Source organism: Streptomyces sp. NPDC053560, from assembly GCF_044544605.1.
Taxonomy (GTDB): domain Bacteria; phylum Actinomycetota; class Actinomycetes; order Streptomycetales; family Streptomycetaceae; genus Streptomyces.
In genome coordinates, this window is sequence record NZ_JBITXI010000002.1 from 367,004 (window position 1) to 382,257 (window position 15,254).

At 70.9% G+C, this 15,254-nt stretch carries 14 protein-coding genes; 1 reads left to right on the plus strand and 13 read right to left on the minus strand.

Going from position 1 to position 15,254, the window contains the following annotated elements; genetic code table 11:
- Positions 1-188: 188 nt before the first annotated feature.
- The 12 genes from coaBC to pyrR form a co-directional block, all read right to left on the minus strand.
- Positions 189-1,397, minus strand: a complete 1,209-nt coding sequence (gene coaBC, locus ACIGQF_RS04890) for a bifunctional phosphopantothenoylcysteine decarboxylase/phosphopantothenate--cysteine ligase CoaBC (protein ID WP_399705607.1) — start codon at positions 1,395-1,397, stop codon at positions 189-191.
- 144 nt (positions 1,398-1,541) lie between these two features.
- Entirely contained in the window at positions 1,542-1,814 is a 273-nt protein-coding gene (rpoZ, locus tag ACIGQF_RS04895; RefSeq protein WP_030610454.1) for a DNA-directed RNA polymerase subunit omega, read from the minus strand.
- 69 nt (positions 1,815-1,883) lie between these two features.
- Positions 1,884-2,489 (minus strand): guanylate kinase, encoded by a 606-nt coding sequence (gene gmk / locus ACIGQF_RS04900; protein ID WP_361562230.1) that lies wholly within the window; start codon positions 2,487-2,489, stop codon positions 1,884-1,886.
- A gap of 37 nt (positions 2,490-2,526) precedes the next feature.
- Positions 2,527-2,853 carry an integration host factor gene (locus ACIGQF_RS04905; RefSeq protein WP_052868108.1) on the minus strand — a complete coding sequence of 109 codons (327 nt, stop codon included), beginning with the start codon at positions 2,851-2,853 and terminating at the stop codon, positions 2,527-2,529.
- Positions 2,854-3,078: 225 nt separating this feature from the next.
- Positions 3,079-3,936 (minus strand): orotidine-5'-phosphate decarboxylase, encoded by an 858-nt coding sequence (gene pyrF, locus ACIGQF_RS04910; RefSeq protein WP_399705611.1) that lies wholly within the window; start codon positions 3,934-3,936, stop codon positions 3,079-3,081.
- The gene (locus tag ACIGQF_RS04915; RefSeq protein WP_399705613.1) at positions 3,933-5,042 is read right to left on the minus strand and encodes a quinone-dependent dihydroorotate dehydrogenase; all 1,110 of its coding nucleotides are present in this window, start codon (positions 5,040-5,042) and stop codon (positions 3,933-3,935) included. Before ACIGQF_RS04915 ends, pyrF begins: the two co-directional genes overlap by 4 nt.
- Before the next feature lie 89 nt (positions 5,043-5,131).
- Positions 5,132-8,440, minus strand: a complete 3,309-nt coding sequence (carB, locus tag ACIGQF_RS04920; protein ID WP_399705616.1) for a carbamoyl-phosphate synthase large subunit — start codon at positions 8,438-8,440, stop codon at positions 5,132-5,134.
- Positions 8,433-9,575, minus strand: a complete 1,143-nt coding sequence (carA, locus tag ACIGQF_RS04925) for a glutamine-hydrolyzing carbamoyl-phosphate synthase small subunit (RefSeq protein WP_399705618.1) — start codon at positions 9,573-9,575, stop codon at positions 8,433-8,435. Before carA ends, carB begins: the two co-directional genes overlap by 8 nt.
- Complete coding sequence (locus tag ACIGQF_RS04930) at positions 9,572-10,171, minus strand: hypothetical protein (RefSeq protein WP_399705620.1); 600 nt, start codon at positions 10,169-10,171, stop codon at positions 9,572-9,574. Before ACIGQF_RS04930 ends, carA begins: the two co-directional genes overlap by 4 nt.
- Positions 10,168-11,454, minus strand: a complete 1,287-nt coding sequence (locus tag ACIGQF_RS04935) for a dihydroorotase (protein ID WP_361562224.1) — start codon at positions 11,452-11,454, stop codon at positions 10,168-10,170. The genes ACIGQF_RS04930 and ACIGQF_RS04935 overlap by 4 nt, the downstream gene beginning before the upstream one ends.
- Positions 11,455-11,456: 2 nt before the next feature.
- Positions 11,457-12,440 (minus strand): aspartate carbamoyltransferase catalytic subunit, encoded by a 984-nt coding sequence (locus ACIGQF_RS04940; RefSeq protein WP_399705623.1) that lies wholly within the window; start codon positions 12,438-12,440, stop codon positions 11,457-11,459.
- Positions 12,441-12,533: 93 nt separating this feature from the next.
- The gene (pyrR, locus tag ACIGQF_RS04945; protein WP_399705626.1) at positions 12,534-13,124 is read right to left on the minus strand and encodes a bifunctional pyr operon transcriptional regulator/uracil phosphoribosyltransferase PyrR; all 591 of its coding nucleotides are present in this window, start codon (positions 13,122-13,124) and stop codon (positions 12,534-12,536) included.
- 222 nt (positions 13,125-13,346) lie between these two features.
- Here pyrR and bldD point away from each other — a divergent pair, with 222 nt between their 5' ends.
- Positions 13,347-13,847 (plus strand): transcriptional regulator BldD, encoded by a 501-nt coding sequence (bldD, locus tag ACIGQF_RS04950; RefSeq protein ID WP_030610427.1) that lies wholly within the window; start codon positions 13,347-13,349, stop codon positions 13,845-13,847.
- Between the two features lie 284 nt (positions 13,848-14,131).
- Here bldD and ACIGQF_RS04955 read toward each other — a convergent pair whose 3' ends face one another.
- The gene (locus ACIGQF_RS04955; protein ID WP_399705629.1) at positions 14,132-15,247 is read right to left on the minus strand and encodes a pyridoxal phosphate-dependent decarboxylase family protein; all 1,116 of its coding nucleotides are present in this window, start codon (positions 15,245-15,247) and stop codon (positions 14,132-14,134) included.
- Positions 15,248-15,254 lie beyond the last annotated feature (7 nt).

Here is a 15,254-nt window from a genome sequence, read left to right on the forward strand (position 1 = left end):
AGAGCTGCGCTCGGCGCGATCCACGGCCAGTTTATCGGTCGGAGGTCCCGTTCGGGCACGCAGTCTCGTTCTGTGGATGCGCCGTGACCAGGGACACCCTGCCAGCGGGCCGCCGGGCGCCGGCCAACGGCATGCCACGACAAGGGGTTTTGCCGTGGCGCGTGGGCCGGAATGGACTCATCGAGTGATCAGGAAATTCGTTCGGCGACCAGGTCCCAGACCGTGTCGGCCAGCGCTTCCTTGGGTCCGTGGGGCACCGGGGTCTCCGTACCGTCGGCGGCCAGCACGACCGCCTCGTTCTCGGCGGAACCGAAGGTCCTGTGCTCCCCGACCTCGTTGACGACCAGCAGGTCACAGCCCTTGCGGGCGAGTTTCCTGCGGCCGTTCTCCAGGACGTCGTCGGTCTCGGCGGCGAAGCCGACGACGATCTGTCCGGGACGCGCCCGGTCGGCGGAGATCTCCGCGAGAATGTCCGGATTGCGGACCAGGTCGAGCGGCGGCTGCTCCACGTCGTCCTGCTTCTTGATCTTGCCGGGCGCATACCGGGCCGGGCGGAAGTCGGCCACGGCCGCCGCCATGACCACCGCGTCCGCGTCGGCCGCCGCCTTCAGGACCGCCTCACGCAGCTGCACGGCCGTCCCGATCCGGACGACGTCCACGCCCGCCGGGTCCGGCAGGCCGGTCTCCGCGGCGACCAGCGTGACCCGGGCACCGCGCGCCACGGCCGTACGGGCGAGCGCGTAGCCCTGCTTCCCCGAGGAACGGTTGCCCAGGTAGCGGACGGGGTCCAGCGGCTCACGGGTGCCGCCCGCGCTGATCACGACGTGCCGGCCGGCGAGATCCGTGGTGACCGCCTCGGGGCCGCGGGCCAGCACCCGGCGGCAGACCTCGAAGATCTCGGCCGGGTCGGGGAAGCGGCCCTTGCCGGTGTCGACGCCGGTCAGCCGGCCCACGGCCGGCTCGATCACGATCGCGCCGCGGCGGCGCAGCGTCGCGACGTTCTCCTGCGTGGCCGGGTGCTCCCACATCTCGGTGTGCATGGCGGGAGCGAAGACCACCGGGCAGCGGGCCGTGAGCAGCGTGTTCGTCAGGAGGTCGTCGGCGAGGCCGTGCGCGGCCTTGGCCAGCATGTCGGCCGTGCAGGGAGCCACCACGACCAGGTCGGCGCCCTGCCCGATGCGGACGTGCGGCACCTCGTGGACCGACTCCCAGACCTCGGTGGAGACCGGGTTCCCGGAGAGCGCGGCCCAGGTGGCCTCGCCCACGAAGTGCAGCGCGGAGTCCGTCGGCACCACGCGGACGTCGTGCCCGGACTCGCTCAGCCGCCGCAGCAGCTCGCAGGCCTTGTAGGCGGCGATCCCGCCGCTGACTCCCAGGACGACCTTGGGCTTGTCCATCGTCTTCGCTGCTCCCCGAGCCAGGGCGCCCATGCGCCGAACACTTTCCCGTACACGGCGGTGTACGTACCCATGACACACCAAGGGCCCGGCAGCGCGGCTGCCGGACCCTTGGTCCATGAAACTTTTCGCCGGAGCGGGCCCTTACTGGGCCGGGCCCTCCACGGCCTCGGAGGTCAGCAGACCCGCGTTGATCTCGCGCAGCGCGATGGAGAGCGGCTTCTCGTGGACGTGGGTGTCCACCAGGGGGCCGACGTACTCGAGCAGGCCCTCGCCGAGCTGCGAGTAGTACGCGTTGATCTGGCGCGCACGCTTCGCGGCGTAGATCACGAGGCTGTACTTCGAGTCGGTGGCCTCGAGAAGCTCATCAATCGGCGGGTTGATGATGCCCTCGGGCGTGGTGATGGAAGAGGACACTCTCTGCCTTCCGAAGGTGTGATCAGGGAATTTCCGGAGAACCCGCGGCATCTGAAAAGAGCGCGAAGATCATTCTCCGGAGTTATTCAGCATCAAGGCTAGCAGCTCACGCGAGACGTCCTCGACGGAGGTGTTGACGAGCGTCTCGTCGAACTCCTTCTCCGCCGCCAGCTCGACACGCGCGGCCGCCAGCCGGCGCTCGATCACCTCGGGCGACTCCGTGCCGCGGCCGGTGAGCCGGCGGACCAGCTCCTCCCAGCTCGGCGGGGCCAGGAAGACCAGCCGCGCCTCGGGCATGGACTCGCGGACCAGCCGGGCGCCCTGGAGGTCGATCTCCAGCAGTACCGGCTCACCCGCCGCCAGGTGGTCCAGGACCGCCTGGCGGGGGGTGCCGTAGCGATTGCCCGCGAATTCGGCCCACTCCAGCAGCTCGCCATTGGCGATCAGCTTGTCGAACTCCTCGTCCTCGACGAAGAAGTACTGGACTCCGTGGCGCTCTCCCGGACGCGGCTTACGCGTGGTCGCCGAGACCGAGAGCCACACCTCGGGGTGGACCTTGCGCATATGGGCGACGACCGTGCTCTTGCCGACCCCGGAGGGGCCGGAGAGCACGGTCAGCCGCGGTTGTCTGTCCGGGGTTGCCGGGGTCGCCCCCCGGGAGACTGCAGAACTCATGCAGCAATTATTCCAGCTTCCGGGCAGTGCCCCGGCACTAGCTCGCTGCGCTGCTGCCGAACTCACGCTCGAGTGCCGCGATCTGGTTGGAGCCGAGACCGCGCACACGCCGGCTCTCGGAGATGCCCAGCTTCTCCATGAGCTGCTTGGCGCGGACCTTGCCGACGCCGGGCAGGGACTCGAGCAGTGCGGAGACCTTCATCTTGCCGATGACGTCATTCTCCTGGCCCTGCTTGATGACCTCATGGAGGGAGGCACCGGAGTGCTTGAGCCGATTCTTGACCTCGGCGCGCTCCCGGCGAGCCGCGGCGGCCTTCTCGAGCGCAGCTGCGCGCTGTTCAGGGGTAAGGGGCGGAAGAGCCACGCCTACGTCACCTCGGATGTAGAACTGTCGGATACGGACCGGTGTGGAACCTAGTCGCCCCGCACCTGCGGAGCAACGAACAACGCGCTTACGTGCGGTGCTCTCGTCGGAGACTAGCGGGCGAGGGCGCCAGAGTCAGCGAGAACAGACGAAAAGTCCTGGTCAGCCTCTGCCGACCAGGACATTTCGGGACCAAAGTACCGACTGAAGTGCCGGTCGCTGCCATTAACCGACCGCTGCGGCCACATCCTCGGCGATCCGAGCAGCCGCATCGCGCAGACCTGCGACGTCCGGACCGTGACGGAGAACACCCCGGCTGACGCTCGGCACCACATTGCGCACGGCGTCCCCGAAGACCTTCGGCAGGTCGGCGGGGGTCGCCCCCTGGGCCCCGATGCCGGGTGCCAGGAGCGGTCCGTTCACGGCGAGGTCGTACGCGGACAGATCGCCCAGCGTCGCGCCCACGACAGCGCCGAAGGAGCCCAGCGGCTCGGCGCCGGCGTTCTCGGCCTTGAGGTGGGCGAGCACGGTGGCCGCCACGGTCGTGCCGTCGGCCCGTACCGCGTGCTGCACCTCCTGGCCCTCGGGGTTGGAGGTGAGCGCCAGCACGAAGAGGCCGCAGCCGTTCTCCCGGGCCAGCTCCACGGCGGGCTTCAGGGAGCCGTAGCCCAGGTACGGGCTGACGGTGAGCGCGTCGGAGAAGAGCGGGCTGTCCTTGCCGAGGAAGGTCTCGGCGTACGCGGCCATCGTGGAGCCGATGTCGCCGCGCTTGGCGTCCATCAGGACCAGCGCGCCCCGCTCCCGGGCCTCGGCGACGGCCGTCTCCAGGACGGCCAGGCCGCGGGACCCGAAGCGCTCGAAGAACGCGGCCTGCGGCTTGAAGACCGCGACGGTCTCGCCGAGCGCCTCGACGACGGTACGGGTGAACCGGGCCAGGCCCGCCACGTCGTCGTTCAGGCCCCAGTCGGCGAGCAGCGAGGCGTGCGGGTCGATGCCGACGCAGAGCGGCCCGCGCTCGTCCATGGCGCGGCGCAGCCGGGCGCCGAAGGGCTCAGCAAGCCCCTGAGTCTCCTGGGAAGTCATGAGGTCACCTTCTTGTGCTCGGCGCCGACGGCCTCGGCGAGCGTGGCGTACGGGCTGTTGCGCAGGCGTGCGGCCAGGCCCTTGTGAAGGGCGCGGCACCAGAACGGGCCCTCGTAGATGAAGGCGCTGTAGCCCTGCACGAGGGTGGCACCGGCCAGGATGCGCTGCCAGGCGTCCTCGGCGTTCTCGATGCCGCCCACGCCGATGAGGGTGATGCGGTCACCGACGCGGGCGTACAGGCGGCGTAGCACCTCCAGGGAGCGCTCCTTCACCGGGCGGCCGGAGAGCCCGCCGGTCTCCTGGACGAGCGCGGGGTCGGACTTCAGGCCCAGGCCGTCGCGCGCGATGGTGGTGTTGGTGGCGATGATGCCGTCCAGGCCCAGCTCCACGGCGAGGTCGGCGACCGCGTCGACGTCCTCGTCGGCCAGGTCGGGGGCGATCTTCACCAGCAGGGGCACGCGGCGCCCTGTGACGGTGCGGTCGGCGGCCTCGCGCACCGCGGAGAGCAGCGGGCGCAGGTGGTCGACGGCCTGGAGGTTGCGCAGGCCGGGGGTGTTCGGCGAGGAGACGTTGACCACGAGGTAGTCGGCGTGGCCGGCCAGCCGCTCGGTGGAGGTGACGTAGTCGCCGACCGCCTCGGACTCCGGCACGACCTTGGTCTTGCCGATGTTGACGCCCAGCGTCGTCCTGAAGACGGCCTTACGGGCCGCCAGGCGGGCCGCCACGGCCGCGGAGCCCTCGTTGTTGAACCCCATGCGGTTGATCAGCGCGCGGTCCTTCACGAGGCGGAAGAGGCGCTTCTTGGGGTTGCCGGGCTGCGGCTGCGCGGTGACGGTGCCGATCTCGACGTGGTCGAAGCCGAGCATCGTCATGCCGTCGATCGCGACGGCGTTCTTGTCGAAGCCGGCGGCGAGCCCGAAGGGGCCGTGCATGCGGCGCCCGAGGGCCTCGACGCGCAGCTCCTTGTGGCGTGGCGCGAGGGCGGCGGCCACGAAGGTCCGCAGCACCGGAATGCGCGCGGCCAGCCGGATCCAGCCGAAGGCCAGGTGATGCGCCTGCTCGGGGTCCATCCGCTTGAAGACGAGCCGGAAGAAGAACTTGTACATGGTGATGTCCTCGGAAGGGCCTGGTGGGCCGCTTGAGCTCATGAAGAGGGGGACACCGGTCGCGGTGTCCCCCTCGTTCGGCCGGCTGCTTAGTCGCGGGCTGCCGTCAGGTGCTCGGCGTGCTCCTGGAGGGAGCGCACGCCGACCTCGCCGCGGGACACCGCCTCGATGCCCTGCACGGCGGCCGCGAGGGCCTGGACCGTGGTCAGGCAGGGCACGGAGCGGGCCACCGCGGCCGTACGGATGTCGTAGCCGTCCAGGCGGCCACCGGTGCCGTACGGGGTGTTGACGATCAGGTCGACCTGGCCGTCGTGGATGAGCTGGACGATGGTCTTCTCGCCGTTCGGGCCCTCGCCCTCGGACTGCTTGCGCACGACGGTGGCGTTGATGCCGTTGCGCTTGAGCACCTCGGCCGTACCGGAGGTGGCCAGCAGCTCGAAGCCGTGCTGGACCAGCTCGCGGGCCGGGAAGATCATCGCGCGCTTGTCGCGGTTGGCGACGGAGACGAACGCACGGCCCTTCGTGGGCAGTGCGCCGTACGCGCCGGCCTGCGACTTGGCGTACGCCGTGCCGAAGACCGAGTCGATGCCCATGACCTCGCCGGTGGAGCGCATCTCCGGGCCGAGGACGGTGTCCACGCCGCGGCCCTGCATGTCGCGGAAGCGCGACCAGGGCATCACGGCCTCCTTGACGGAGATCGGCGCGTCCATGGGGAGCGTGCCGCCGTCGCCGGTCTTCGGGAGCATGCCCTCGGCGCGCAGCTCGGCGACGGTCGCGCCGAGCGAGATGCGCGCGGCGGCCTTGGCGAGCGGTACCGCGGTGGCCTTCGAGGTGAAGGGCACCGTACGGGAGGCGCGCGGGTTGGCCTCCAGGACGTAGAGGATGTCCCCGGCCATGGCGAACTGGATGTTGATCAGTCCGCGGACGCCGACGCCCTTGGCGATGGCCTCGGTGGAGGCGCGCAGCCGCTTGATGTCGAAGCCGCCGAGGGTGATCGGGGGCAGCGCGCAGGCGGAGTCGCCGGAGTGGATGCCGGCCTCCTCGATGTGCTCCATGACGCCGCCGAGGTAGAGCTCCTGGCCGTCGTAGAGCGCGTCGACGTCGATCTCGATGGCGTCGTCGAGGAAGCGGTCGATCAGCACCGGGTGCTGGTCGATGAGGCCCGCGTGCCGCTCCAGGTACTCGCCGAGCGACGGCTCGTCGTAGACGATCTCCATGCCGCGGCCGCCGAGCACGTAGGACGGGCGCACCATGACCGGGTAGCCGATCTCGGCGGCGATCTTCTTGGCGTCGTCGTACGAGAAAGCGGTGCCGTACTTCGGGGCCGGCAGCCCGGCCTCGGTGAGCACGCGGCCGAAGGCGCCGCGCTCCTCGGCGAGGTCGATGGCCTCGGGCGAGGTGCCGACGATCGGCACGCCGTTGTCCTTCAGGGCCTGCGCGAGGCCCAGCGGGGTCTGGCCGCCGAGCTGCACGACGACGCCCGCGACCGGGCCGGCCGCCTGCTCGGCGTGCACGATCTCCAGCACGTCTTCAAGCGTCAGCGGCTCGAAGTACAGGCGGTCGGAGGTGTCGTAGTCCGTGGAGACGGTCTCCGGGTTGCAGTTGACCATCACGGTCTCGTAGCCCGCGTCGCTGAGCGCGAAGGAGGCGTGGACGCAGGAGTAGTCGAACTCGATGCCCTGGCCGATGCGGTTCGGGCCGGAGCCCAGGATGATCACGGCGGGCTTCTCGCGCGGCGCGACCTCGGTCTCCTCGTCGTAGGAGGAGTAGAAGTACGGCGTCTTCGCGGCGAACTCGGCGGCGCAGGTGTCGACCGTCTTGTAGACCGGGCGGACGCCGAGCGCGTGCCGGACCTCGCGGACGACGTCCTCGCGCAGCTCCCGGATCCCGGCGATCTGGGCGTCGGAGAAGCCGTGCCGCTTGGCCTCGGCGAGGATCTCGGGGCCGAGCTTGTCGGCGGCCGCGATCTCGTCGGCGATCTCCTTGATCAGGAAGAGCTGGTCGACGAACCACGGGTCGATCTTCGTGGCGTCGAAGACCTCCTGCGGGGTGGCCCCGGCGCGGATGGCCTGCATGACGGTGTTGATCCGGCCGTCCGTCGGGGTCTGCGCCGTGGCCAGCAGCTCGGCCTTGTCACCGGGCTCGCCGGTGAAGGCGAAGGAGCTGCCCTTCTTTTCCGTCGAGCGCAGCGCCTTCTGGAGCGCCTCGGTGAAGTTACGGCCGATGGCCATGGCCTCGCCCACCGACTTCATGGTGGTGGTGAGGGTGGCGTCGGCGGCCGGGAACTTCTCGAAGGCGAAGCGGGGCACCTTGACCACGACGTAGTCGAGCGTGGGCTCGAAGGACGCCGGGGTCTTCTCGGTGATGTCGTTCGGGATCTCGTCCAGCGTGTAGCCGACGGCGAGCCGGGCCGCGATCTTGGCGATCGGGAAGCCGGTGGCCTTGGAGGCGAGCGCGGAGGACCGGGAGACGCGCGGGTTCATCTCGATGACGATGACCCGGCCGTCCTCGGGGTTGACCGCGAACTGGATGTTGCAGCCGCCGGTGTCGACGCCGACCTCACGGATGATCGCGATGCCGACGTCCCGCAGGATCTGGTACTCGCGGTCGGTCAGCGTCATCGCCGGGGCGACGGTGATCGAGTCGCCGGTGTGCACGCCCATCGGGTCGAAGTTCTCGATGGAGCAGACGACCACGACGTTGTCGTTCTTGTCGCGCATCAGCTCCAGCTCGTACTCCTTCCAGCCGAGGATGGACTCCTCCAGGAGCACCTCGGTGGTCGGGGAGAGCGTGAGGCCCTGGCCGGCGATGCGGCGCAGCTCCTCCTCGTTGTGCGCGAAGCCGGAGCCGGCGCCGCCCATGGTGAAGGAGGGGCGGACGACGACGGGGTAGCCGCCGAGCTCCTCGACGCCCTTCATGACGTCGTCCATGGAGTGGCAGATGTAGGAGCGCGCGGACTCGCCGTGGCCGATCTTCTTGCGGACCTCCTCCACGACCTCCTTGAAGAGGTCGCGGTCCTCGCCCTTGTTGATCGCCTCGACGTTGGCGCCGATCAGTTCGACTCCGTACTTGTCGAGGACGCCCTGGTCGTGCATCGAGATCGCGGTGTTCAGCGCGGTCTGGCCGCCGAGGGTCGGCAGCAGCGCGTCGGGGCGCTCCTTGGCGATGATCTTCTCGACGAACTCGGGGGTGATCGGCTCGACGTAGGTGGCGTCGGCGATCTCCGGGTCGGTCATGATCGTCGCCGGGTTGGAGTTCACCAGGATGACGCGCAGGCCCTCGGCCTTGAGCACGCGGCAGGCCTGGGTACCGGAGTAGTCGAACTCGGCGGCCTGGCCGATGACGATCGGGCCGGAGCCGATGACCAGGACGGACTGGATATCGGTGCGCTTAGGCACGCTGGCCCTCCATCAGGGATACGAAGCGGTCGAACAGGTACGCGGCGTCGTGGGGACCGGCGGCCGCTTCGGGGTGGTACTGGACGCTGAAGGCCGGCTGGTCGAGCAGCTGGAGGCCCTCCACCACGTTGTCGTTCAGGCAGACGTGGGAGACCTCGGCACGGCCGTAGGGGGTGTCGGAGACCTTGTCGAGCGGCGCGTCCACGGCGAAGCCGTGGTTGTGCGCGGTGACCTCGACCTTGCCGGTGGAACGGTCCTGCACCGGCTGGTTGATGCCGCGGTGGCCGTACTTCAGCTTGAAGGTGCCGAAGCCGAGCGCGCGGCCCAGGATCTGGTTGCCGAAGCAGATGCCGAACAGCGGGGTCTTCCGCTCCAGCACGGCCTGCATCAGGGCGACCGGGTGCTCGGCGGTGGCCGGGTCACCGGGGCCGTTGGAGAAGAACACGCCGTCCGGGTTGACCCCGTAGACGTCCTCGGCGGTGGCGGTCGCGGGCAGGACGTGCACCTCGATGCCGCGCTCGGCCATCCGGTGCGGGGTCATGCCCTTGATGCCCAGGTCGATGGCGGCGACGGTGAACTTCTTCGTGCCGATCGCCGGGACGACGTACGTCTCCTGGGTGGCGACCTCGGCGGAGAGGTTCGCGCCCTTCATCTCGGGGGCCCGGCGGACCTTCTCCAGCAGCGTGCCCTCGTCGGGCAGCGCGTCGCCGGAGAAGATGCCGACCCGCATCGCGCCGCGCTCGCGCAGGTGGCGAGTGAGCGCGCGGGTGTCGACGCCGCTGATGCCGACGATGCCCTGGGCGGTCAGCTCGTCGTCCAGGGTGCGGACGGAGCGCCAGTTCGAGGGGGTACGGGCGGGGTCACGGACGACGTACCCGGAGACCCAGATCTTCTTGGACTCGGGGTCCTCGTCGTTGACGCCCGTGTTGCCGATGTGCGGGGCGGTCATGACGACCACCTGGCGGTGGTAAGAGGGGTCGGTCAGGGTCTCCTGGTAGCCGGTCATGCCGGTGGAGAACACCGCCTCGCCGAAAGTCTCCCCCACGGCCCCGTAGGCGCGGCCGCGGAAGCTGCGGCCGTCCTCCAGGACGAGTACGGCGGGAACCTTCGCGGCTCCCCGGGTGGAGGTCGTCATCGTGCGCCTTCCGTTTCGGTGGTCGTGCTGGCCAGCGCGTCCTTGCGCTGGATGGTCTCGTCGAGGGCGGTCACCCACGCGGAGTGCTCGGCGGCCCGGTCGGAGCGGAAACCGGAGTCGATCTCCTTCTCGCCCAGCCGCCAGGTGAGGACCAGCAGGCCGCCCTCGGGCAGGACCTTGCCGGCGATGCCCTTGTCCAGGCGGGCGCCGAGCAGGTCGGCGGCGGGGATGAAGAAGTCCTGCGCCCCGGGCCGGACGACGTCCACGCCCTGCTCCGTGAGGGTGACCTCGGCGCGGCTGCGGGTGCCGAGCCCGCGGGCCACGATCCGGTCGAGCCACTGCCCGGCGGTGGTGGAGCCGTGGTACCGGCCGCTCATCGTGAGCCGCGGCTCGCCGGGCGTCTCCGGGGTCTGCGGCAGCTCGGGCAGGTCGCCCTGGAGCGTGCCGCGCCACTTCCAGCCCTCGCGCATCAGCCAGTACAGCAGCGCGATGAAGAGCAGCAGGCCGACGACCCAGCCGATCCGCGCGGGCCAGTTGGTGACCTCGGCCGACTTCTGCGCGGCGGCCAGGAGGATCAGAGTTGAATGAGGTGTCACGCCAGCTTCCCGTCCACGACCGTTGCCCGGCCCCGCAGGAACGTGTGGGTGACACGGCCCGGCAGCTCGCGGCCCTCGTACGGGGTGTTACGGCTGCGGGAGGCGAACCCTGCGGGGTCCACGGCTCCACGGTAAGCGGAATCGACCAGGGTGAGGTTGGCGGGCTCGCCTGCCGAGACGGGACGGCCGTGGCCCTCCAGGCGGCCGATGACCGCGGGGCGGACGGACATCCGGTCGGCGACCTGCGCCCAGGTGAGCAGCCCGGTGTCGACCATCGTGTGCTGGACCACGGACAGCGCGGTCTCCAGGCCGACCATGCCCATGGCCGCCGCGCCCCACTCGCAGTCCTTGTCCTCGTGCGGGTGCGGGGCGTGGTCGGTGGCGACGATGTCGATCGTGCCGTCCGCCAGCGCCTCGCGCAGCGCCATGACGTCGCGCTCGGTGCGCAGCGGCGGGTTGACCTTGTAGACCGGGTTGTACGTGCGCACCAGCTCGTCGGTGAGGAGCAGGTGGTGCGGGGTGACCTCGGCGGTCACGTCGATGCCGCGGGACTTGGCCCAGCGGATGATCTCGACGGAGCCGGCGGTGGAGAGGTGGCAGATGTGCACGCGGGAGCCGACGTGGTCGGCGAGGAGCACATCGCGGGCGATGATCGACTCCTCGGCGACGGCCGGCCAGCCGCCCAGCCCCAGCTCGGCGGAGACGATGCCCTCGTTCATCTGGGCGCCCTCGGTGAGGCGGGGCTCCTGGGCGTGCTGGGCCACGACGCCGTCGAAGGCCTTCACGTACTCCAGGGCGCGGCGCATGATCACCGCGTCGTCGACGCACTTGCCGTCGTCGGAGAAGACCCGGACGTTGGCGGCGGAGTCGTGCATGGCGCCCAGCTCGGCGAGCTTCTTGCCCTCCAGGCCGACCGTGACGGCGCCGACCGGCTGCACGTCGCAGTAGCCGGACTCCTTGCCCAGCCGCCAGACCTGCTCGACGACGCCGGCGGTGTCGGCGACCGGGAAGGTGTTGGCCATGGCGTACACGGAGGTGTACCCGCCGACCGCGGCGGCCTTCGTGCCGGTCAGGACCGTCTCGGAGTCCTCGCGGCCCGGCTCGCGCAGGTGGGTGTGGAGGTCGACCAGACCCGGCAGCAGGATCTTGCCGTCCGCCTCGACGATCTCGGCGCCCTCGGCGCTCAGCCCGGCGCCCACCTCGGCGATGGTCTCGCCGTCGATCAGGACGTCCTGCGCGTCGCCGCCGAGGACCTTCGCGCCGCGGATAAGGATCTTGCCCATGGTTACTTGCTCTCCTCGGTGCGAGTGCTGCTGGTGGTGCTGGAGGTAAGGGCCGGCTCGTTGCCGCCCAGCAGGAGGTACATGACCGCCATCCGGATGCTGACGCCGTTGGTGACCTGCTCCACGGCGGTGCAGCGCGGCGAGTCGGCGACCTCGGCGGTGATCTCCATGCCGCGGTTCATCGGGCCGGGGTGCATCACGACGGCGTGCTCGGGCATCCGGGCCATCCGGTCGCCGTCCAGGCCGTACCGGCGGGCGTACTCCCGCTCGGTCGGGAAGAACGCGGCGTTCATCCGCTCGCGCTGGACGCGCAGCATCATGACCGCGTCGGACTTGGCGACCACCGCGTCCAGGTCGTACGAGACCTCGCAGGGCCAGGTCTCCACGCCCACCGGGACGAGGGTGGGCGGCGCGACGAGCGTGACCTCGGCGCCCAGCGTCGTCAGCAGGTGGACGTTGGAGCGGGCGACGCGGCTGTGCAGGATGTCGCCGACGATCGTGATGCGGCGGCCGGCCAGGTCGCCCTCGCCGCCGGCCAGCCGGCGGCGCATGGTGAAGGCGTCCAGGAGGGCCTGGGTGGGGTGCTCATGGGTGCCGTCGCCGGCGTTGATCACCGAGCCGCCGATCCAGCCGGAGGTGGCCAGGCGGTGCGGCGCGCCGGAGTCGTGGTGCCGTATGACGACGGCGTCGGCGCCCATCGCCTCCAGGGTCAGCGCGGTGTCCTTCAGCGACTCGCCCTTGGAGACGGACGAGCCCTTGGCGGAGAAGTTGATGACGTCCGCCGAGAGGCGCTTGGCGGCGGCCTCGAAGGAGATCCGTGTACGGGTGGAGTCCTCGAAGAAGAGGTTGACGACGGTGCGCCCGCGCAGGGTGGGCAGCTTCTTGATCGGCCGGTCGGCGACCCGGGCCATCTCCTCGGCGGTGTCGAGGATCAGGACGGCGTCGTCGCGCGAGAGATCGGCGGCCGAGATGAGGTGACGCTTCATCCGGTTTCTCCGTGAGTGAGGCAGGTAGGCGGGAATGTCCGTCGAGCGGGCATGGCTACGCACGCCCGGGCACACCCGGGGCGTACGGGAGGCCTAGCGCTCGGCGGCCTGTGCGGTCGGAGCCTGCTTGTCCTGCTTGACGCCGAGCAGCACGGCGTCCCGGCCGTCCTCCTCGGCGAGCTGGACCTTGACCGTCTCGCGCAGCGACGTGGGGAGGTTCTTGCCGACGTAGTCGGCGCGGATCGGCAGCTCGCGGTGGCCGCGGTCGACCAGGACGGCGAGCTGCACGGCGCGCGGCCGCCCGATGTCGTTCAGGGCGTCCAGGGCCGCGCGGATCGTGCGGCCCGAGAAGAGCACGTCGTCGACGAGGAGGACCACACGGCCCTCGATGCCGTCACCGGGGATGTCGGTGCGCGCGAGCGTGCGGGCAGGGCCCAGGCGCAGGTCGTCGCGGTACATCGTGATGTCGAGCGAGCCGACGGGGACCGCGCGGCCGGTGATCTCTTCGAGCTTGACGGCGAGCCGGCGGGCGAGGAAGACGCCGCGGGTGGGAATGCCGAGCAGGACCACATCCTCGGCGCCCTTGGCGCGCTCCACGATCTCGTGGGCGATGCGGGTCAGCATGCGCGCGATGTCCGGGCCTTCCAGAACGGGGCGCGCCGGAGTCGCAGGTGTTGCGTCCATACGAAACGGACCTCCTTCTCCGCCTCACGGGACGGACCTTAAAGGACGTCGGATTTACCGCATTCACGGTACCAGGGACCCGAACATCGACCGTAAGCACCCCCGACGGTCAGCGGTATGCCTCATTCGGCTTGACGAAGCCAAATTACGCTGCGTAACCTCACAGTGAGTTACCAGCCGCGCGGCCGAGCCGCATATCGAGACAGCTGTCTGGGGAGCTTTATGTCCAGCGAATACGCTAAACAGCTCGGGGCCAAGCTCCGCGCCATCCGCACCCAGCAGGGCCTCTCCCTTCACGGTGTCGAGGAGAAGTCCCAGGGCCGCTGGAAGGCCGTGGTGGTGGGTTCGTACGAGCGCGGCGACCGTGCCGTGACCGTGCAGCGCCTGGCCGAGCTGGCGGACTTCTACGGCGTGCCGGTCCAGGAGCTGCTTCCGGGCACGACGCCGGGCGGTGCCGCCGAGCCGCCGCCGAAGCTGGTGCTGGACCTGGAGCGCCTCGCCCACGTCCCGCAGGAGAAGGCCGGACCGCTGCAGCGCTACGCCGCGACGATCCAGAGCCAGCGCGGCGACTACAACGGCAAGGTGCTCTCGATCCGCCAGGACGACCTGCGCACGCTGGCGGTCATCTACGACCAGTCCCCCTCGGTGCTCACCGAGCAGCTGATCAGCTGGGGCGTCCTGGACGCCGACGCGCGCCGCGCGGTCCAGCACGAGGACATCTGAGCCTTCGGCACCACAGCAGAAACGACACGCCTCGGGGCGGGAGCCGCATGCTCCCGCCCCGAGGCGTCTTCGTGCGCGTCCGCCGCTCGCTCCGCCATCCGGTACAGCCGGCCGATGACCTCGGGCAGCAGCTCCGGGCCGACCACCGCCGGGCCGCGCTGCCGTGCCCGTGCCACCGCCGCCGCGAGCGCGTCCAGCAGCTGCGCGACGCTCTCCTCCCCCGCCACCGCCGCCGTGACCGTCAGATGGAGGGTCGCGGGCGAGGCCCCGTACGCCGGCTGCGGCTACAGGTACCAGCCCGCCTCCCGGATCTCGTCGGCCACCACGAAGACGTCCAGCGCCGGCTCGTCCGCCGCCACCGCGACCAGCGAGGCGTCCGGCGGCCCGAGCACCCGCAGGACGTCCAGGGCGCCGATGCCGCGCACCAGGTCGCCGGTCGCCCGGTGCACCCGCCGCGCCAGCTCCGTGTAGCCGCCGGTGCCGATGTGCCGCACCACGTCCCAGGCGGCGGCCGGCAGCCCCGCTGACTTGGTGCCCTGGAGCGTGGCGTTGACGACGGGACAGCCCGGCCAGGAGGCGTGCGCGAACCAGCCGTGCCGGCGGAGCTCCGCGTCGCGCAGCAGCAGGACCGACGCGCCCTTGGGCGTGTAGCCGTACTTGTGCAGGTCCACCGAGAGCGAGCTGACGCCCGGTACGGACAGGTCGAAGGGCGGCAGCTCCGGCGCGTCGCCGACCCGCCGCAGGTGGCCCAGGTACCAGCCGCCGATGCAGGCGTCGACGTGGCAGAGGACCCCGCGTGCGGCAGCGGCCGCCGCGACCTCGGCCACCGGGTCGATCACCCCGTGTGCGTACGAGGGCGCGGAGACCACCACGAGCGCCGTGCGGTCGGTGAGGGCCGCGGCGACGTCCGCGGCGCGCACCCGGTGGGTGGCGGGGTCGGCGGGGACGGTTACTGCGCGCAGTCCGAAGAGGGCCGCCGCCTTGTGGAAGGCGGCGTGCGCCGTCTCGGGGAGGAGCATTTCGGGCGCGTCGACCCCGCGCGTCCGGCGCGCGTGCTCACGCGCCGTGAGCACGGCCAGGAGGCAGCTCTCCGTACCGCCGCTGGTGAAGGTGCCGGCGGTGGCCGCGGTCCCGCCCAGCAGCCGGGAGGCGGTGCCCACGAGGTCGTTCTCCAGCGCCACGACGCTCGGAAAGGCCGTCATGTCCAGGTCGTTGACCCCTGCGAAACGGGCGTACGCGGCAGCCGCCAGCTCCTCGGTGCCGGGCAGCCCGGAGTCGTAGACGTACGCCATGGTGCGGCCGCCGTGCACGGGCAGGTCGGCGGCGCGCAGCGCGTCCAGGCGGGCGAGGAGGGTGCCGGGAGCGTCCCCGGCGGCGCGGTGTGCGAGGGATTCGGACATCCGGCCG